This is a genomic window from Geomicrobium sp. JCM 19039 (genome assembly GCF_000698145.1).
Lineage (GTDB): Bacteria > Bacillota > Bacilli > Bacillales > Marinococcaceae > Geomicrobium_A.
Map to the genome: position 1 here is coordinate 1 of NZ_BAXB01000040.1, position 18,319 is coordinate 18,319.

General features: G+C 43.4%; 19 protein-coding genes and 2 pseudogenes. 16 read left to right on the forward strand and 5 right to left on the reverse strand.

Annotation, left to right across the window (positions count from 1 at the left end):
• Positions 1 to 725: 725 nt before the first annotated feature.
• Positions 726 to 2,033, reverse strand: a complete 1,308-nt coding sequence (locus tag JCM19039_RS20480; protein ID WP_238545169.1) for an oligosaccharide flippase family protein — start codon at positions 2,031 to 2,033, stop codon at positions 726 to 728.
• A gap of 273 nt (positions 2,034 to 2,306) precedes the next feature.
• Between JCM19039_RS20480 and JCM19039_RS20485 the strand changes: the two genes are divergently transcribed.
• The 9 genes and pseudogenes from JCM19039_RS20485 (at position 2,307) to JCM19039_RS20515 (ending at position 8,726) form a co-directional block, all read left to right on the forward strand.
• Positions 2,307 to 3,356, forward strand: a complete 1,050-nt coding sequence (locus JCM19039_RS20485; RefSeq protein WP_052399010.1) for an ABC transporter substrate-binding protein — start codon at positions 2,307 to 2,309, stop codon at positions 3,354 to 3,356.
• A gap of 65 nt (positions 3,357 to 3,421) precedes the next feature.
• Positions 3,422 to 3,604, forward strand: coding sequence for a hypothetical protein (locus tag JCM19039_RS22790; RefSeq protein WP_052399011.1), 183 nt, complete (start codon positions 3,422 to 3,424; stop codon positions 3,602 to 3,604).
• 63 nt (positions 3,605 to 3,667) lie between these two features.
• On the forward strand, positions 3,668 to 4,108 hold the full coding sequence (locus JCM19039_RS26075; protein WP_238545170.1) for a carbohydrate ABC transporter permease: 441 nt from the start codon (positions 3,668 to 3,670) through the stop codon (positions 4,106 to 4,108).
• A 68-nt stretch (positions 4,109 to 4,176) separates the two neighbouring features.
• Complete coding sequence (locus JCM19039_RS26080) at positions 4,177 to 4,608, forward strand: carbohydrate ABC transporter permease (protein WP_238545171.1); 432 nt, start codon at positions 4,177 to 4,179, stop codon at positions 4,606 to 4,608.
• An 11-nt stretch (positions 4,609 to 4,619) separates the two neighbouring features.
• A complete protein-coding gene (locus tag JCM19039_RS20495; RefSeq protein WP_042430845.1) occupies positions 4,620 to 5,444 on the forward strand; it encodes a carbohydrate ABC transporter permease in 825 nt (274 codons plus the stop codon).
• A complete protein-coding gene (locus JCM19039_RS24705; RefSeq protein WP_042430848.1) occupies positions 5,444 to 5,632 on the forward strand; it encodes a hypothetical protein in 189 nt (62 codons plus the stop codon). The genes JCM19039_RS20495 and JCM19039_RS24705 overlap by 1 nt, the downstream gene beginning before the upstream one ends.
• Complete coding sequence (locus JCM19039_RS22795; protein ID WP_052399012.1) at positions 5,619 to 6,107, forward strand: HAD family hydrolase; 489 nt, start codon at positions 5,619 to 5,621, stop codon at positions 6,105 to 6,107. Before JCM19039_RS24705 ends, JCM19039_RS22795 begins: the two co-directional genes overlap by 14 nt.
• A gap of 106 nt (positions 6,108 to 6,213) precedes the next feature.
• Positions 6,214 to 7,128 (forward strand): N-acetylmuramic acid 6-phosphate etherase, encoded by a 915-nt coding sequence (murQ, locus tag JCM19039_RS20510; protein WP_042430851.1) that lies wholly within the window; start codon positions 6,214 to 6,216, stop codon positions 7,126 to 7,128.
• A gap of 312 nt (positions 7,129 to 7,440) precedes the next feature.
• Positions 7,441 to 8,726 (forward strand): annotated as a pseudogene (locus tag JCM19039_RS20515) (GntP family permease).
• A gap of 28 nt (positions 8,727 to 8,754) precedes the next feature.
• On the opposite strand, the gene solA reads toward JCM19039_RS20515, so the two are convergent.
• The gene (gene solA / locus JCM19039_RS20520) at positions 8,755 to 9,897 is read right to left on the reverse strand and encodes an N-methyl-L-tryptophan oxidase (protein ID WP_042430853.1); all 1,143 of its coding nucleotides are present in this window, start codon (positions 9,895 to 9,897) and stop codon (positions 8,755 to 8,757) included.
• A gap of 126 nt (positions 9,898 to 10,023) precedes the next feature.
• Between solA and JCM19039_RS20525 the strand changes: the two genes are divergently transcribed.
• Entirely contained in the window at positions 10,024 to 10,377 is a 354-nt protein-coding gene (locus tag JCM19039_RS20525; protein WP_042430856.1) for a DUF2200 domain-containing protein, read from the forward strand.
• Between the two features lie 43 nt (positions 10,378 to 10,420).
• Here JCM19039_RS20525 and JCM19039_RS20530 read toward each other — a convergent pair whose 3' ends face one another.
• From JCM19039_RS20530 to JCM19039_RS20540, 3 genes and pseudogenes are all read right to left on the reverse strand, one after another.
• Positions 10,421 to 11,404, reverse strand: a complete 984-nt coding sequence (locus tag JCM19039_RS20530) for an ABC transporter substrate-binding protein (protein WP_042430859.1) — start codon at positions 11,402 to 11,404, stop codon at positions 10,421 to 10,423.
• Positions 11,401 to 12,183 carry an ABC transporter permease gene (locus JCM19039_RS20535; protein ID WP_042430862.1) on the reverse strand — a complete coding sequence of 261 codons (783 nt, stop codon included), beginning with the start codon at positions 12,181 to 12,183 and terminating at the stop codon, positions 11,401 to 11,403. Before JCM19039_RS20535 ends, JCM19039_RS20530 begins: the two co-directional genes overlap by 4 nt.
• A pseudogene (locus JCM19039_RS20540) lies at positions 12,116 to 12,957 on the reverse strand (ABC transporter ATP-binding protein). Before JCM19039_RS20540 ends, JCM19039_RS20535 begins: the two are co-directional and overlap by 68 nt.
• A gap of 225 nt (positions 12,958 to 13,182) precedes the next feature.
• Here JCM19039_RS20540 and JCM19039_RS20545 point away from each other — a divergent pair.
• From JCM19039_RS20545 to JCM19039_RS20565, 6 genes are all read left to right on the forward strand, one after another.
• Positions 13,183 to 14,304, forward strand: a complete 1,122-nt coding sequence (locus JCM19039_RS20545; protein ID WP_042430865.1) for an ABC transporter ATP-binding protein — start codon at positions 13,183 to 13,185, stop codon at positions 14,302 to 14,304.
• A 266-nt stretch (positions 14,305 to 14,570) separates the two neighbouring features.
• Positions 14,571 to 14,978, forward strand: a complete 408-nt coding sequence (locus JCM19039_RS27600; protein WP_307190318.1) for an ABC transporter permease — start codon at positions 14,571 to 14,573, stop codon at positions 14,976 to 14,978.
• A 12-nt stretch (positions 14,979 to 14,990) separates the two neighbouring features.
• On the forward strand, positions 14,991 to 15,869 hold the full coding sequence (locus tag JCM19039_RS20555) for a glycine betaine ABC transporter substrate-binding protein (RefSeq protein WP_042430871.1): 879 nt from the start codon (positions 14,991 to 14,993) through the stop codon (positions 15,867 to 15,869).
• Positions 15,870 to 15,896: 27 nt separating this feature from the next.
• Positions 15,897 to 16,547 (forward strand): ABC transporter permease, encoded by a 651-nt coding sequence (locus tag JCM19039_RS20560; RefSeq protein ID WP_042430873.1) that lies wholly within the window; start codon positions 15,897 to 15,899, stop codon positions 16,545 to 16,547.
• Positions 16,548 to 16,772: 225 nt separating this feature from the next.
• On the forward strand, positions 16,773 to 16,940 hold the full coding sequence (locus JCM19039_RS26825; RefSeq protein ID WP_193744319.1) for a CpsB/CapC family capsule biosynthesis tyrosine phosphatase: 168 nt from the start codon (positions 16,773 to 16,775) through the stop codon (positions 16,938 to 16,940).
• The gene (locus JCM19039_RS20565; RefSeq protein ID WP_255343745.1) at positions 16,904 to 17,560 is read left to right on the forward strand and encodes a CpsB/CapC family capsule biosynthesis tyrosine phosphatase; all 657 of its coding nucleotides are present in this window, start codon (positions 16,904 to 16,906) and stop codon (positions 17,558 to 17,560) included. Before JCM19039_RS26825 ends, JCM19039_RS20565 begins: the two co-directional genes overlap by 37 nt.
• Positions 17,561 to 18,319: the final 759 nt, after the last annotated feature.

An 18,319-nucleotide genomic window follows, 5' to 3' on the forward strand; every position in this document is an offset into this window, starting at 1 on the left:
CTATGTGACCGTTGAGGGCGGAAAGTGCCCGGTTTGAGGCTGGATTGTCACATAAGTGACAGGTCATAATATTCCTTGCGCCAGGTGGTAATCAGCAACCACATCTCTTTACCCTTCGGCCAACGTTTGCCGTGTTGTCCGCAATCCTTGCAGTGACGAACAACGATCGGCAACGAAGTTGTTGAAGTGAGATGAACGTCAACAGGCAATAGGTGGTCGTTTGCCTGTAAAGACCGATCTCGGTCATCGGATTCAGTGAATTTCTTTCGTTCAACTTATCTAGATCGTTTTTTCACGATTTTTAGCTCCTGCGGTGGCGGCTGCTGCTCGTTTTTGGTGATTTCCAGGAGGTTAGCGATCTTGATCGCACCCCAAAACAATCTAGATCGCTTTAGAATACTGCAAATCAATGAATACTAGCTATTCTATCAACGTTCGTTTCTATACCGAACGCCATCCCTGTTTATTCATTTAAACCTCAAGAACTAGCAACTATCGGCACCGGAGGTGCCGAAGATAAACCGAACGGTCGTCGGCATGACTCGTGCCGACGTCTCGTTAGCATTATTGACAGAAAAGGGTCGTAAAATTTCTTGCGCCAAGCGAATGGTACGGAGATTTATGCAGTTGCAATATCAAGAACTAGTGAATTTCTTTCGTGCAACGTACTTAGATCGAAAACGAGCCGACCTAGATCGTTTCCCCGACTAGAACTAGAGGTTTCGTCATGAAGGCAAAGCTCCGTTCTTCCTCCCAAGCATCACATTCAATCCGAGTTTTTCGCAAATGGTGACATAATGCATAAGTGTTAATAATACTGCACCCATGTTCATTCCGAGAATAATGCCATCCATCTGCAAACTTGGCAGTGAGCCTAAATACAGCATGAGGATAAAAGAGATAATCGTTGAATACAACGAGTGAATAAACGCGTCCCTCACAAGCCCAATGCCAATTAAATAGGCTTGAAGTGGAATGGCAAAGTAGTGGAACAAGAAATACGGAACGAGAATCGTTAAATAAGCGGAAGCTGTCGATTCTTCGAAAAAGAGATTCGTAATTGTATCAGAAAAAGCATAAAACGCGAGAATCACAGGTGCCCCGTACACGATGGTTACAAGGATGGATAGTTTCAAATAATGGTGGAGTGTGCGGAAATCTTTCTTTTCATAGCTGTCCGCTACGATTGGGATTAAAACAATCAACAGGGCATGTGCAATAAATGCTGGAAAGAATCCAATCGTGAACGCAATACCAGCGAGCTTCCCGTATTCGACGAGGGCAATGCTTTCAATCATGCCAGCGTTTCCGAGTGCCCACGTAATGAGGAACGGTTTTATGGCAAACGTTGCGGAATGAAAGACCCGTAATCCGGTTGTAGGTACTGATACAGCTAATAGTTTCTTCCGTGCTTCTGCCCACGGCATCGTGGAACTTTTTGCTTTTTTGATCCGTCGCATATTAATAATAAATACAGTCACTAAGTAAGTTAACACGAGCAATTCACTTAATTTCAAGGCGAGTAACGCCATAAAAATTGCGGTGTCAGACTCCCATGAAAAGAAACTAAACACAAACAAAAGACCAAGTAGCTGACATGTCCGTTTCAACACATTGGCAATGGCAATCATGCCTGTTTTTTGTGCGCCAATGAGATAGCCTTTTACGACAGCAGAGAAGGAGATGACAGGTACGAGAAGGATCATTAGCCATTGAATTCCCGTGTGATAATCGTCAAATACGGGAAGCATTGGCAAAATCCAAACGGCAAGTAACATGACGGTTGCTGCACAAACTGTCGCGAGTTTTAACGCATGAATGAGAACACTCCAATGATAATTCGGTTCTTGTTCAGCAATCAGTTTGGAAATTGATACGGGCAACTCCATGTTGGCGAGCACAACGACAAATAGCATCGTCGGCAAGATCGCCATGTACATGCCAAATGCTTCATCCCCTAGCTCTCTTGCGAGCACGACATTGATAAACAGCTCCAAGCATTCCCCAACGAATGCCGCTAAGGAAAGAAACAAGTAGACCTCGAAAAAATGAATTCATTCAACCACCCTCTTCTCTGTCTGTACATGAATATGAGACAAGGGTCTAAAATATGGGTGAAAATTATGTAATAGCATGTCCAATGGGAATTTATTGAAATTATGTTTTAAATTTATAAAAAATATTAAATTGACATTTTAAAAACGTTTTTCTATAATATTATTAGCTTATAGAAAGTAATTTGCTTTTATTTATCTAAATATTTATGCAATTAAAAGGTGTACGATGACAAAAGGGGGTTAAAAGGAATGAAAAAGGTAGGTTGGATGGCTCTTCCTGCATCATTGTTTGTACTTGCAGCTTGTGGTGGGGACAGTGATCAAACTTCTGGAGGAGAGGGGGATCAAACGGTACTTGAGATGTATAGTTGGCGAACAGAGGATCGTTCTGCATATGAGAAATTGATTGAAGAGTTTGAGAATCAGCATCCTGACATAACAATAAATTTTCAGCCTTACGATTCCACAGAATATAACACAATTTTGACGAATTCATTAGTTTCTGGGCAAGGGCCTGATATCGCGCAACTTCGTCCATATTCAGGGGTTCAAACGATTGCGGATAATGGTTATCTCGTTTCTTTAGATGATGTCCCAGGGGTGAGTGATCTAGAGGATGCATATTTAGATGCAGCCAGAGGTTCAGATGGTTCGATTTATGGGGTGCCCCTCACGCTGAATTCTGGTGTTATTTTTTATAATGAATCGATTTTTGAGGAACAAGGGTTAGCCATACCAGAAACGTATGACGAGCTTCTTGAAGTCAGTCAACAGCTTCAAGCCAATGATATCATTCCAATTGCTCAAGGTGGACGTGATGCGTATTTACTGTCAATGGTTCACGGTGTAATCGCGCCGTCTGCTTATGGTGGGAATACGCTCGTTGAGGAACTTTTAGATGGAACGATAGACTTGACCGATGAGCGTTTACTCGCATCGCTAGAGAGACTAGAAGAGCTATCTGAATATTTCCCTCAAGATTTCATCGCCCTTGATGATAATGACGCACAAGCGATGTTTTACGCCGAAGAAGCGGCGATGTATATCAATGGTGATTATCGGTTAGAAACGTTCGCAAGCAATATTCCAGATGTGCCTGTTGGCGTTATTCCAAGTCTAGGCATTGATGAAGATCTAGCAGAGAGACCCGTAATGACTTGGGTTGATGGATCATATGGGGTGGTTGAAAGTTCCGATAAACAAGAAGAAGCATTGTTGTTTATGGAATTTATGGCAACACAAGAATTTGGTCAGCTGTTTACAGATACGTTCAACCGCTTAAGTCCAATTGAAGCGTAACGCCAGAGCATGAGACGGTTCAGTACATCAGTGAAAACGCAGACGATTCTTCGACACCCTACCTAATGCTCGTTCATTTCGGAAACGGATCACCAACGACAAAAACGATTTTCGAAGATGCGCTTCAAGGAATGTTCCTCGGTGAGATTACAAAAGAGGAAATATTAGAGGAAGCCCAGGCGAATAATGAACGCGCACAGCAAGAAGAACCAGAGGAACTAGAAATGGTAGACGAAGACGACGATTAAGCTGAATTGAACACAGCCTCACCTCTGGGCTGTGTTCAATTCATATCAGGAGGCTGTGAAAAGATGCAAACAGACGTCACAACACGAAAACTAAAAAAGAAAGGGAGTTATCGGAAACACCTTGTTCATTTGTTTTTACTGCCTGCTGTTCTTTTGTATGGGATGTTTCAACTTTATCCACTCATTTCTGCTGCACTGAACAGTTTATATTCCTGGAATGGTTTTGATCGTAATGAGTTTGTTGGGTTAGAGAATTTTATTACATTGTTTACCCAAGCGCCATTTAATACGACCTTTTGGAATGCCTTCACAAATAACTGGACGTATTATTTTGTTACTGTACTCACTCAGTTAGTTATAGCATTTTTCCTCGCTAACATAATCTATAGCAAAGTAAAAGGGAGTGAATTTTTTAAGACGGTTTTCTTCCTCCCGAAGCTGCTGTCGGTTATTGTTATCGGATTCTTATTTAGTTTAATTTTAAACCGACTCGGGGAGCGTTAAATGGCATTCTTGAAGCCGTTGGTTTAGAAGCACTCACGCGGCCGTGGCTAGGAAGTACAGATACAGCGTTGTTTAGTGTTATTTTCGTTGATAGTTGGGCATCCATTGGTTTTTCTATGCTGATTTTTCTCGCAGGTCTACAAGCCATTGAACCTGAAGTCTTTGAGGCTGCTAGAATTGACGGGGCTAACTCATTTATTATGCTCGTTCGAATTACGTTGCCGATGATGCTTCCGGCAGTTATGGTCATGTCGATTTTGACGTTCATCAGTTCTTTTGAAACATTTGAGTACGTGTTTGCAATGCAGGGAGCTTCTGGAGGACCATACTATTCAACCGATGTGCTTGCAACATTCTTCTATAGACTCGCTTTTGGTACGGTTGATGGCGGTCAGGCAATAGGTGTCGGTTCTGCAATATCTGTTGTTCTTTTCTTTATCATTGCTTTGGCGACAGCGACCATTCTGATTTTCTTTAAAAAGAAAGATTTCGACCGTTAGGAGGCGAGAGCATGAAAGGAAAATGGTACGTTCAAGCGATCAAATATGCAATCCTTATATTCTTTACTTTTATTTTTGCTTATCCGATTTTTCTAATGATCTCGTCATCATTTAAAACAAATATGGAGATTTTCACATCACCGCTAAGTTTGCCTACTTCATTTAACTTTGATAACTATATTGAAGTCTGGAATGTGGTGAACTTTTCTGATTACGTTTGGAACAGTGTGTTCGTGACGTCAGTTTCTGTATTCACTGTGCTTTTTGTCTCTTCATTGGCAGGGTTTTACTTATCTAGATACAAGTTTAAATGGAACATTTACGTATTGTTTTTCTTTATGGTCGGGCTGATGCTACCGATGAAACTAGCTGTAATTCCAATGTTTATGATCATGATGAACCTTAATTTATTGGATACACTATTTTCTCTTATCTTTGTGTATGTTGCTGGAGGCATTCCATTTGCGGTCTTTATCTTCTATGGTTTCTTCCGGACAATTCCTAACGAACTTGAAGATTCGGCACGACTTGATGGCTGTAATGACTTCCAAGTGTATTATAAAATTGTATTACCATTAATGAAGCCAGCAATATCGATCGTTGGCATCGTCAATTTGGTTAATGTATGGAATGACTTTTTCTACCCATTAATATTTATTCGGACAGATGAATTGTCGACGATTCCATTAGGGATGATGACGTTATTTGGGGAATACGATACAGAGTGGAACCTTCTGTTTGCCGGATTAACAATTGCTTCAGTTCCGATGATACTCGCGTTCTTGTTTGCGTCTAGGCAGTTTATGGAAGGGTTAACTTCAGGGGCGGTGAAATAATGAAGAAATATATCACATTTGACTTAGATGGAACGTTAATGCAGAATCCGTTTGTCTCCTATGTGTTCCCAGAGATTGAGGACATTGCAAAAGAAAAAGGAGTCAAAGATGTTTCTGTCAAACAATTGCTCGTGCAAGAACACAACAAACGCATGGGCACTGGACGAATTGTCGATGCATACAATTGATGATATCGTGACGGAGTTGTTTGACTCAATGAATCTAGTTTGGAATACAGAGGTTGAGCAAATAGTTAAGAATCATGCAACCGAAGGAAAAGTATACTTGCTGGACGAAGAAGTTATTCCAGTGTTAGAACAGTTGCGGGCGAGGGGGTACACGCTTGTAGCCGCAACGAACGGCTTTTTGAAATATCAGCTGCCCGTCATGGATTTTCTTGGTCTGACTCCAAGGTTTGATCACGTGTTGACTCCAGATATAACTGGATATGCTAAGCCAGATCCTAGAATGCTCAACAGTATATTCACCGACGGTCAGATTGTCGCTCATGTCGGAGACCGTGTTGATCATGACGTGTATATGGCCAATGCTTCTGGTTGGAGTTCAATCTTTATCACATCTACTTTACGTGCGCCACTCTTGAATAGAACGCCACAGGAACGTCCACTTCTTATGAAGAAGCCTTCCAAAAGAAATGGGTGAAAGAAAATCATGCTGCAAAAGACTTTAATCCTCAATTAGGGGTTCCTAATCTTGTGATTGGCTCAGTATCAGAGTTGCTGCACGTTTTATGAATGAGGAGGAAACTATGCATAATGATCTCTTGAACCTTGTGACAGAACAAAGAAACGCTAAATCAACGCACATTGATCAGATGTCGACAGAAGAAATTGTTGCTCTCATTAATGAAGAAGATCAAACCATTTCTGCGGCAGTTCGAAATGTCCTACCGGCAATAGAAGAGGCAGTAGGACTGCTTGTAAAATCAATCCAATCAGGTGGAAGAGTATTCTACCTTGGCGCTGGATCAAGTGGCCGCTTAGGGTTTCTCGATGCGTCAGAATGTCCACCCACTTTTGGGGTGGACAGAAGCCTTTTTCAAGTTGTGTTAGCTGGTGGTGAATCAGCAATGAGTGAAGCGATTGAAGGCGCAGAAGATGAAAAGCTGCAAGGTCACCTCGACCTAAAAGAACGCCAATTAACGGCTAGTGATGCAGTTGTGGGTATCTCAGCAAGTGGAAGGACCCCTTATGTAATTGGAGCACTCGATTACGCAAATCAAATAGGGGCGCGTACCATTGCCATTAGCTCAAATCATAATGCAAAAATTAGTCGATTCTCGGATTGTCAAATCGAGGTTGTCGTCGGACCAGAGGTCATTACAGGTTCGACCCGTATGAAAGCTGGGACCGCCCATAAGATGATCTTGAACATGCTGTCTTCTACAACCATGATTAAACTAGGTAAAGTTTATGAAAACCTAATGATTGATGTAAATGTAAGTAATGAGAAGTTAGAAGAACGAGCGATTTCAATTCTTCAGCGTGTGAGTGGATGCGATGCACAACAAGCAAGGGATGCTCTGATAGCATCTGATAAGAGCGTAAAAACAGCGCTCGTTGTATTAAAAACTGGCGTTACTGTGGAAGAGGCAAAACGAGCCTTAGATGAGTCTAAGGGCGGAGTAAAACAAGCCATCAGCAATTACACGTCGAGGGGTTAGGAGTATCCAAGCACAGCAGATGGAAATTTCATCTGCTGTGCTTTTTGCGTACAAACTTCGCCGTATCCCTGTCGAAAAATGCCGAGTATCATTTTTTCTTGCGACAGAGGTGCGACATATAAACTACAACCCCAACTTGGCAAAGAGGTAAAGTGAATCGGCATTTCCCCTTATGTTCATCGTCTTACCAGTCCGATAGAAGAATTGACTCACGTTTTTTTCTCCAAGATGTATGAGAGTCATGCTCTTTCCTTTACGTGCATACTTTCATGATAAAATGTAAGCGTTAACAAAAACAGGGGAGGTCTACATATGATAGGGATTTTTATCGGTTTGATCCTATTAATGGTACTCGCATATCGTGGCTGGTCCATTATTTGGATTGCGCCCATTTGTGCAGGGGTAGTGGCTCTTACAGGTGGGTTGGATTTATTAGATGCATATACGGATACGTACATGGGTGGTTTTGTGAACTTTGCAAAAAGTTGGTTCCCGGTCTTTATGCTCGGTGCGATTTTTGGAAAATTAATGGAGTATACCGGCATGGCAAAATCGATTGCGAGTGGCATTATCCGAGTACTTGGAGCCAAACGGGCGATTATGGGTGTCGCACTATCGTGCGCGGTTCTTGCGTACGGGGGCGTAAGTGTGTTCGTTGTTGTTTTTGCGGTGTATCCGTTAGCGCTTGATATGTTTCGCCAAGCGAACTTACCCCGTCGGCTGATGCCTGCCACGCTTGCTTTTGGCACACTTACCTTTGCGATGACGGCTTTGCCGGGAACGCCACAAATCCAAAACCTCATTCCAACAGATTATTACAATACGACAGCTACTGCCGCGCCAATCATGGGTCTTGTCGCAGCAGCGTTTATGGCTGTGACCGGTTATGTGTACTTGAAGTGGCGGGAGAACAAAATGCGTGCCAATGGAGAAATGTTCACAGAGCCGAAAGAAAAAGAAGAAGACAATCGTGTGTTTGGTGATCCACCGCCGATCTACTTGGCGATATTACCGTTACTAACGGTCATCATTGCGCTCAACATCGTCCAACTAGATATTATTGTGTCGTTACTACTTGGAATCATATTGAATTTACTCATTTCAATTACGAAAGTAAAGATGTTTGTAAAAGCCATGAACGAAGGGGCTAGCGGCTCGGTTTTAGCAATTATTAATACGAGTGCAGCGGTCGGATTCGGGACAGTCGTACAAAGTGTTCCCGGTTTTGCTAGATTATCCGAAGCGCTGTTAAGTGCACCGGGCAGTCCTCTTATTTCCCAAGCGATTGCCGCCAATGTGCTTGCTGGAGCGACGGGTCAGCTTCAGGTGGTCTTGGTATTGCGCTTGAGGCGTTAGGGGATACGTATTATCAGATCGCTCAGTCTGTCGGACCGTCACCGGAGGCTTTTCACCGCGTCGCATCATTGGCTTCAGGTGGGTTAGACTCATTACCACATAACGGCGCTATCTTAACATTACTCATTGTGACGGGGATGACGCATAAACAATCGTACAAAGATATTGCGGTTGTATCGGTTATTATTCCGATTTTATCAGTCATTCCTGCCATTTTTCTTGCGACGATTGGGATCTACTAAAATGAAAAACTAGCTGCTTATTCAGCAGCTAGTTTTTCAAGCTCTCCCGCTCGATCGAGAAGGGGGCAATATTGTGAGTGGTCAGGCCATCAATGATGAGTTCAGATAAAATCTCGCCAACGACCGGCGCATATTTAAAACCGTGTCCTGAAAAACCGCCTGCTAACAAAAGGTGAGGGTGTTTCGGGTGACGATCAATGATAAAGTCATTATCTGGTGTGCGCGTATATATGCAAGCTCGACCATCAACGAGTGCGCCTGCAGCTTTAGGTAAAAATCGTTCAAGAAATTGCCTTGGTGCTTGTTCATCTTCTCGGTAAGCTCCGAATGTACGGTCCATAGAAGAAGGATTCACATTCGGTCCATCATCGTGACGTCCAGACTTGACGCCTTTATTGTCAATGGCAGGAAATCCGTAATATTCTCCGTCAGGAAGATCGGCAAAGAAAATGGGAAATGGATGATCAATCGAAAACAGTTCTTCGTCCGCATCAAACCAGACGTTCGTTTGCCTCGTTGGTTGCAAAGAGACATCGAGCCCGAGATCATTGAAAAGATGCTCATTCCACGCACCACCACTAACGATGATCTGAGAGGCAGTATAATTTCCATCTGGCGTATACACCGTTGATTGATCCGGTGAGATGTTCGTTACTGGAGTGTTGACGAGAAGTTCAGCCCCTGCTTGTAAAGCCATCTCTCGAAAAGCGCGTACACACGTTGCGCTGTACAACATCCCGGCTTGTTCTTCCAAACAACCTTCATATCCAGAAGGGGCTTCAATACCTGGCCAGCGCTTTTGAATGTCCTCGTGACTTAATCGTTGATAAGGAATCCCATATTCATCGGCACTTGATATTGTTTTTTGAATAAAAGGAGCGCCCTTCGGACCGAAGGAAAGCACACCGGTTTGGCGAAAGAGATCATATCCGGATATCTGTTGAAGTTCTTCCCAAAGCTGCTGTGAACGCAGCGCCAGCGGGGTGTACGCTTTTCCCTCCCCTAATGCGTGACGAATAATACGGGTCTCGCCGTGATGACTCCCCATTTCATGAGGAGGGTCGAATTGGTCGATCAACAATACTTTTTTGCTTCGCTTGGCGAGATAATAGCCGGCAGCCATTCCCATTGTTCCCGCCCCGACGATAATCACATCAAAATCTAGTTTCATATTTGCACTCCTATCCAGCAAGCAAGTTGGAAACCTTTTCCCTTTCGTGTTAAGAGAAAAACATCGTGGGTGGTACGGCGATTTGCTATAATAGCGAAAAAGCTTGGATGAAACGAGGGTGAAAAGATGAGTCACAAACTATATAACATGAGTTTTTCGAGTGTGTATCCTCATTATGTAAAGAAAGCAGAGAGAAAAGGACGTACAGAGCAAGAAGTGATTGAGATTATTCATTGGCTTACAGGCTATAGCGAGCAGGAGCTTAGAGATGAGTTGGATAAAGAAACGACGGTAGAAGATTTTTTCAATGAAGCTCCGCAGATGAATTCGGCACGTACAATTATTACAGGTGTCATATGCGGTGTGAGGGTCGAAGACATTGAGGAACCGTTAATGCAGGAAATTCGTTATTTGGATAAATTAATTGATGAGTTGGCTAAAGGAAAAGCAATGTCCAAAATCCTGCGAACAAACGCCTGATAAGCAAAATGCCACGGCTAACCTCGACCGTGGCATTTTCATATTACTCTAATACAACGTCCAAGTACGAGTAATCTACAAGCCCTTCAATATCATCTGAATTTGCATATTCGGCTTCAACACTAATTGTAGCCATCTGCTGTAGCACATCTTCATTGATTTCATACGTAGGGTTTAAGCGATTGCTTGCTTCTAATGTTTCGTCGTAATCTAAGCCACTTCCAGTGATTTCTTCGATATGATCAACGAACACACTCACGGCTTCCTCTTGATTTTCCTCAATAAATTCCACGGCGCGAATATGGGCGCGAAGGTAACCTTCGACAATTTCTGGGTTCGCTTCTGAAAAGGCGTTTCTTGCGGTGACGACGGTGGTCGTTGATTCTCTTCCCCAAGCAAATTCTTCTTCATCGAGAAGGATCGTGGCATCCGCTTGATTCTCCAAAAACACGCCCCACGGCTCTTGTGTAGCTGCTGCATCAACATCTCCTTGTAAGAATAATGTGGACGTATCTGCAGGTGCTTGCGGCATAAGATTTACGGTACCGCCGTCGGCGACGGGTGTAAGCCCAACCTCATTTAACTCATGACGGAGCATAATGTCTTGTGTAGAGCCGATCGTTGGGATTGCGACATTTGCACCGTCCAAGTCTTCGACACTCTCAATTCCTGACCCGTCTCGAACCGCGAGAACAGCGCCACCATTTACAGCACCAGCGATGATTGAGTGTTCAGGGTTTGTGATATACGTCTGGGTTGCAGGTGAGGGACCGACTGTGCCAACGTCCAAATCTCGTGTTGACATCGCCTCCATAAAAGCACCGCCGTCAGGGAATGTATTCGTGTTGATCGTAATGTCATCCCCTAATTCTTCTTCCATAAAGCCATTTTCTAAAGCAATGACCGTTGTAATATGTGTGAAGTTTGGAAAATACCCAATTGTCACTTCGTCTGCTTCCTCTTCAGAACCGCAAGCGGCTAAGCCGAGTAATAGTATACTGCCTAATGTTAACGTTGTTCGTTTCATGATGCGCCCATCCCCCATTTTCTAGAAATTGATCGTTCCATACGCAGGAACACTTGATTGTCCATAATCGTTCCGATAACAGCGATAATAATCATGATGGCAAGGACAAGGTCCATCGATTGAATGGAGCGTCCCATATTTAAGAGATAACCTAAACCACCACTTCCCCCGAGAAGCTCAGCTGCCATTACCGCTCGCCATGCAAATGCCCAGGCAACGCGTAGACCTGAAATAATGTGAGGCAAGGAGGCAGGCAGAATGACCGTTCGAAACAGGTGCCCCCCTGATGATCCCATCGTACGTGCCGCGTTTAAATAAATCGGCGGTACATTTTTAAAGCCGGTACTTGAATTCACCGTCATCGTCCATGTTGCACCAATTGTGATAATAAATAAAATTGAGGCAAATCCAAGTCCAAACCAAACGATTGCCAAAGGGAACCAGACGATACTCGGAATCGATTGCAATGCGGTAACAAAAAAACCGAGTGTATCATCAACCCACTTATAACGAGAGATTAAATATCCAAGTGTGAGCCCAAGTACGATCGCAATAAGAAAACCGAGTAACATTCTTCCGAGTGTTACGCCTGTTGCCGTTAGAATTTGCCCAGATACGAGCCCGCTAAATAGTGTCCCAAAGACGGTAGGACCATCTGGCGTGTTCGGTATAAATAATGGGGGCCACATGAATGTCGGGAAGATGCCCGACTTAGATATGATCTCCCATGTGGTCACGATTACGATCACGAAAAGCACTCGTCTTAAAACGGTAGTCATCCCCGAGCTCCTCCTTCAACACTTTTTCCATTTCCTCTTCCAATTCTTTCATCACTTGTTTTTCAATATGCACGAGTACACTGTCAGAAGGATCTCTAGGACGTCCTGCTTGCACGGTAAAGGTCTTCTTAATTTGTCCAGGACGTGTGCTCATGAGTAACACGCGATCAGAGAGTGTTAGTGCCTCACGGATGTTATGCGTAATAAAAAGAATTGTCTTACCTGTTTTTTGCCATATTTCTTGCAATTCTTGGTGCATAATAATGCGTGTTTGTTCATCCAAAGCCGCAAAAGGTTCATCCATTAGCAAGATTTCAGGTCCATAATGAGTGCCCTGGCAATGGCGACACGTTGTTGCATTCCCCCCGATAACTCATTTGGAAAATGCCCCTTAAATTTACTTAAGTGCACCATCTTCAACACGTCATCAGCTCGTTCATCAACTTCTTTGGCACTTATTTTTTTTAGGCGCAAGCCGTATTTCACGTTATCAACAACACTCATCCAAGGAAATAACCCACCTTGTTGAAACACAACAACCCGGTCGGTCCCTGGTCCGTTCACTTGCTTTCCATCCACAGTAATTGATCCTTCAGACGGTGAGTCTAAACCAGCGACCAAGTTTAAGATGGTCGATTTTCCGCAACCTGACGGACCGAGCAACGATACAAATTCTCCATCCTTAATCTGGATGGAGACGTCGCGAAGCACTTCAAGTTGTTGGTGTTTATCTTTTCGAAACGATTTATGAACACCATCTATACGTACTTTCATTAACGACCACCTCATTTATATCATAGTAAATTTATATGAATTTTATATTATATGCGGATGGTCCGTCAACAATGATTTCAATTCCGCCATTTTTTTGTCTACTTGTTCAAGTAAGGAACAAATGGGTAGAAATAAATGACCGAAAAGTGCACAAAGGCTTATTTTTTTGAAAATATATGGTAGACTTAGATTTACTATTACTAAATAGTGAATAGGGGTGATGAAGTGATTCAATTGAAGGCAGTAGAGAAAAGGTATGATGACGGTTTTGTTGCATTAAAAGATATCAATTTAGAACTGCACTCCGGTCATATTAATGTCTTGATTGGGCCAAGTGGTTGTGGAAAAACGACAACGATGAAGATGCTGAATCGACTGATTAATCCTACTAGTGGTGAAATTTATATTAAGGATAAAGAAATCTCAACGATGAATCCAGTTGAACTTCGTAGACAAATCGGTTATGTGATTCAACACATCGGTTTATTTCCTCACATGACGATCGCTCAAAATGTTTCAGTTGTGCCCAAGCTTTTGAAATGGGAGAAAGGGAAAACAAAGGAGAGAGTAGACGAGCTACTCGAAATGGTGGGGTTAGATCCGAGCATATATCGTGACCGGTATCCATCAGAGCTTTCAGGTGGACAACAACAGCGCATCGGCGTCATTCGTGCACTTGCGGCTGAACCGGATATCATTCTCATGGACGAGCCATTCAGCGCTCTAGACCCAATCAGCCGTGAACAATTGCAAAATGAACTTGTTGATTTACAGAAGAAAGTGAAGAAGACAATTGTGTTTGTGACACATGACATGGATGAGGCCTTAAAGATTGCGGATCGAATTATCATTATGCAAGAAGGGACAATCGTTCAAAACGACACCCCTGAAGAAGTGCTCCGGCGTCCCAAAAATGATTTTGTTCGAGATTTCATTGGGACTAACCGACTGCACAAATCTGATGAGCTCCCGCCTTTACAAGAACTGCTCAACGAGAAAATGGTAACGGCAGATATGAATATGGGATTTGCTCGGGCGGTAAGTGTGATGCGACGTCAAAAAGTGGACTCACTCTTAGTTGTTAACGAAGAAAAGCGTCTAGAAGGGTACGTGAGCATATTTGATGTGATCGACAACTATGAAGAAGAAGCGATGTCACTCGCCGACATTCTAAAACGAGTTGAACATGTACTCACTCGTGATCAGACAGTCGAAGAAGGGTTAACGTTAATGACCGAACATCAGTTGTCTTATGTGCCAGTTATAGGTGAGAATGAGACGTTGCTCGGGGTCATCACAAGAGGAACGATTGTTGTTGATGAACGATATGTACACACGAACTCCTGAAGCGAGTGGAGTGGTGTCATAATGGCCTATTTAGAGTTTTTAGGAGCGCGTTACCAAGACATTTTGGTTCTTCTCGGACAACATATGACGATTGCCGGTTTAGCTGTGCTCTTTGGCGCATGTGTCGCGATTCCGACAGCAATTATTCTAAGTCGACTGCAACATATCAAGGTGTTACAGACGATCACGTTTACGATCGCAAATGTTTTTCAAACCATCCCAACCATCGCCTTATTAGCCTGTTATTGCCGCTATTTGGAATCGGTATGCGCCCGGCGATCTTTGCGCTCTTCCTCTACTCGTTGTTGCCTCTTCTACGCAATACTTATGCCGGCATTCAGTCTGTTGACGAACATGTCGTTATTGCAGCTAAGGGAATGGGTTTTAATACCTTTCAGCGACTCTACAAAATCGAGCTACCGATTGCATTTCCGTACATTATGTCAGGAATTCGCCTAACAACCGTTTATATTATTAGTTGGACAACTTTAGCTGCACTCATTGGCGCGGGAGGTCTAGGTGATTTTATCGTTTCTGGTATCGGAATTAATAACACGTATTTAATTGTTACAGGAGCGATCGCTGCCATTGTTTTGGCGCTCATTACGGATCTAATTCTAGGAAAACTTGAAAACCGAACATATAAAAAATCTAAAGCAATTAACGCAAATTAGGAGGAGTTCATCATGAAGAAGTCAATATTGCCACTCGGTGCTGTGCTTGTTTTTGCCGCTGGATGTGGAGGTGGGGACACGATTGAAATTGGTGCCCAAACGTACACAGAAACAAAGATCATTGCGTATATGAATGAGGCGCTTATTGAAGCGCATACCGACTTAAGTGCTGATGTCACCCCGGACATCTCCGCTAGTCCGATGGTCATTAGTGCACTAGAGGAAGACGAGCTCGACATTGGTTTGCTCTACAGCGGGGAAGTGTTTAACAATCACTTTGAGGTTGAAGAGACGAATGACCCTGACGCTGTGTTGCAAATGGCAAAAGAAGGATTTGACGAGCATTTTAATTTCAGGTGGTTTGATCCACTTGGCTTTGAGAATACGTACATTATGACGGTGCGTGCAGAACTCGCGGATGAGTACGGCCTAGAGACAGTCTCAGACGTTGAGGCTGTGGCAGATGAACTGAGTCTAGGCGTCGATACGACGTGGCTTGAGCGTGATGTGGACGGATACCAATCGTTTGTTGACCATTACGGGTTTAGCTTTGCGAATACAAACTCGATGGACATTAACCTCGTCTATTCGGCAGTTGCCAATGAAGAAGTGGATATCGTGCTAGCGTATTCAACGGACCCGAGACTCATTGAGTATGATCTTGTCACGCTAGAAGATGATCAACAATTCTTCCCGCCTTTTGATGCTTCTATCGTTGCAAAAAATGAAACGTTAGAAGAATATCCAGAACTTGAAGAAGTGCTCAATACACTCACTGGCATGTTTGACGAACAAGCAATTACAGAACTAAGTTATGAAGTAGACATTAACAACCGTAGTGAACGCGATGTTGCAAGGGAATATCTTGAAGAACAAGGGCTGCTTGATTAATCATATCGCACCGTCCGGAGGGGTCCGATGGAGTTTATAACAGAACTTTTTCAGTATATGACACGAAATTGGGACTTGTTGCTAGACTTAGCGATTGAGCATCTCATCATGGTGCTAATTGGTGTAGGGATGGCACTCGTTGTTGGCGTCACATTAGGCATCATTTGTGCTCGTTTCAAAAAAGTCGCCGGTGTCATTTTATCGATCGCTAACATCATTCAGATTATACCGAGCTTAGCGCTGTTAGCCATTCTCATGGTCTATTTCGGCCTTGGGTTTTACACAGTGGTCGTCGGGTTGTTTCTCTACTCATTGATGCCAATTATTCGCAATACGTATGTTGGCCTAAAAGAAGTTGACAAAAGCATCTCTGAAGCGGGACGAGGCTTAGGGATGACGAGTATGCAGCTTCTAAGCAAGGTGCAACTTCCCCTTGCTTTACCGTTTCTTATGGCTGGCTTACGTGTCGCAGCCGTCATTGCTGTTGGCGTGGCTGCACTCGCGCCAATGATTGGTGGAGATGGTTTAGGGCGTGAGATTTTTGCAGGTATTAATACGATGAATGACATTCGCATTTATGCAGGGGCTATACCAGCAGCTTTGCTCGCGATTTTTGCCGATGTGATTCTAGGCTTCTTTGAAAAATATACGAAAAGAAAAACGAGCCCAGCTACGTAGATGGAAAAGCAGAAAGATCAGAATGATGATCTTTCTGCTTTTTTTATGTTTTGTCACGATTAATATCCTTCAATAATCGCCACATACAATTTTAGCCTCCTCAATGACGGTATAGGTCTTTAAACATAAGAACAATAAAATAACAGTGTAAATAATGAAAAAAGTTATGTATAATAGGATTAAAGTTCTAGTTAATTGTTCGATTGTGGAAAAGGGGAGAGTCATTTGATTGACATTCATAGTCATATTCTACCGCACATTGATGATGGGTCGCGTTACATTTTAAAGAGTGTTGAAGATGCGAAAAAGGCGGCCCGCGAAGGAATTACCCATATGGTGCTCACACTCATCACGGGGTGGGGACGTATCGGAATACGAGAGGGAAGATTCTAGACGCGACTCATCGCTTACATATGCGGTTACATGCGGAACGCATACCCGTAAAAGTGTTAGCAGGTCAGCAACCGGTTATTTTTGAGAATATGATCAAAGGGCTAGAGAGTGGAGAGCTGTGTACACTTGCTGATCGGGGACAATACTTGCTTATTGACTTACCGAAGAATAGCATCCCTGCGTTTGCGGCAGATGAGTTGCTCACTTTACAACAACACGGCATCATCCCGGTGCTTGCTCAACCTGAAAAGAACAAGGCGATTCAAAGTGATCCAAACTGGTTGTTCGACCTCGTTCAAAGCGGGATCGCTGTTCAACTAGCAGCTGGGAGCCTTCTTGGTGATTATGGTGGTAGCACGAAGAAGTTCGCTTACCAACTCGCTAAATGTGGCTTAACGCATTTTATTGGCTCTGATACTCATGGCGGTCGAAAGCATCGATTGCAGAAAGCCTATCAAGGAATCGCTCGAAAATTCGGTAGCCGGAAAGTCGATTACTACAAAGATAATGCCGACTTGCTCATCCACAGTCAGCACATAGAGCGTGAGGACCCGGTGCGCCTGTCAGAGAAACGAGTGTTTTTATGGACGGCCAACAATAAGTACAGGTTCAGTGACTGACCGGTTTTGCGCGTACAAGTAAGTGTTGAAGCTTACATTTTAGGTAGGTTATGTTGACTATAAGTGCAGTACCAACTTTGTTCGCTTTGTCTACTATGCAGCGGAGGACAGATGTGTAGAGGCGATTGGTTAGTCACTACGTGTAAAGCCATTCAGCTCACCGAAAGAGGGAAATAGAAATACGTATAACCGTGTTTCGCTTGTTATCAATAAACAATCCCACATAGACTCTGCCTATGATGGGATTTTCTTGAATGGGGAACCATTTTTCAGCAAGGAATCCCCACATATATAAATTGAACTAAAGGAATTTATTGAATCGGATGACCAAGATGAGTCTTTGCGGGTGAGTGCTTGCATATTGTCTGTTGAAATTCATCTCGTTGCACTTCGACAACTTCGTTGCCGATCGTTGTTCGTCACTGCAAGGGTTGGGGGCAACACGAAAAACGTTTGCCGAAGGGTGAAAAGTCGTGACCGAGGCCCACCACCTGGCACAAGCATGTGATGGCCGGTCACGTATGTGACAATCCAGCCCTCAAACCGGGTACTTTCGGCACGCAACTGTCACAAATCGCAATATTTGTGACAGTTGACACCGTTTATGTGCGCATTCACATTTCAAATCATGATTTTTCTTTCTCAAGTGTCACATAAATGAATATATGGGGCATTTGGACTTCTTTCCACACACCGTAGCCAGGAGACAAAAACGTGAACCGATGTTGCACTTATAGTTCGGAACTGCAAGCATCCGCC

Coding starts and splice junctions, on each gene's coding strand:
- JCM19039_RS20485 (WP_052399010.1), top strand. CDS start 2,307: ATGAAAAAGGTAGGTTGGATGGCTCTTCCTGCATCATTGTTTGTACTT.
- JCM19039_RS22790 (WP_052399011.1), top strand. CDS start 3,422: ATGCTCGTTCATTTCGGAAACGGATCACCAACGACAAAAACGATTTTC.
- JCM19039_RS26075 (WP_238545170.1), top strand. CDS start 3,668: ATGCAAACAGACGTCACAACACGAAAACTAAAAAAGAAAGGGAGTTAT.
- JCM19039_RS20495 (WP_042430845.1), top strand. CDS start 4,620: ATGAAAGGAAAATGGTACGTTCAAGCGATCAAATATGCAATCCTTATA.
- JCM19039_RS24705 (WP_042430848.1), top strand. CDS start 5,444: ATGAAGAAATATATCACATTTGACTTAGATGGAACGTTAATGCAGAAT.
- JCM19039_RS22795 (WP_052399012.1), top strand. CDS start 5,619: ATGCATACAATTGATGATATCGTGACGGAGTTGTTTGACTCAATGAAT.
- murQ (WP_042430851.1), top strand. CDS start 6,214: ATGCATAATGATCTCTTGAACCTTGTGACAGAACAAAGAAACGCTAAA.
- solA (WP_042430853.1), bottom strand. CDS start 9,897: ATGAAACTAGATTTTGATGTGATTATCGTCGGGGCGGGAACAATGGGA.
- JCM19039_RS20525 (WP_042430856.1), top strand. CDS start 10,024: ATGAGTCACAAACTATATAACATGAGTTTTTCGAGTGTGTATCCTCAT.
- JCM19039_RS20530 (WP_042430859.1), bottom strand. CDS start 11,404: ATGAAACGAACAACGTTAACATTAGGCAGTATACTATTACTCGGCTTA.
- JCM19039_RS20535 (WP_042430862.1), bottom strand. CDS start 12,183: ATGACTACCGTTTTAAGACGAGTGCTTTTCGTGATCGTAATCGTGACC.
- JCM19039_RS27600 (WP_307190318.1), top strand. CDS start 14,571: ATGCGCCCGGCGATCTTTGCGCTCTTCCTCTACTCGTTGTTGCCTCTT.
- JCM19039_RS20555 (WP_042430871.1), top strand. CDS start 14,991: ATGAAGAAGTCAATATTGCCACTCGGTGCTGTGCTTGTTTTTGCCGCT.
- JCM19039_RS20560 (WP_042430873.1), top strand. CDS start 15,897: ATGGAGTTTATAACAGAACTTTTTCAGTATATGACACGAAATTGGGAC.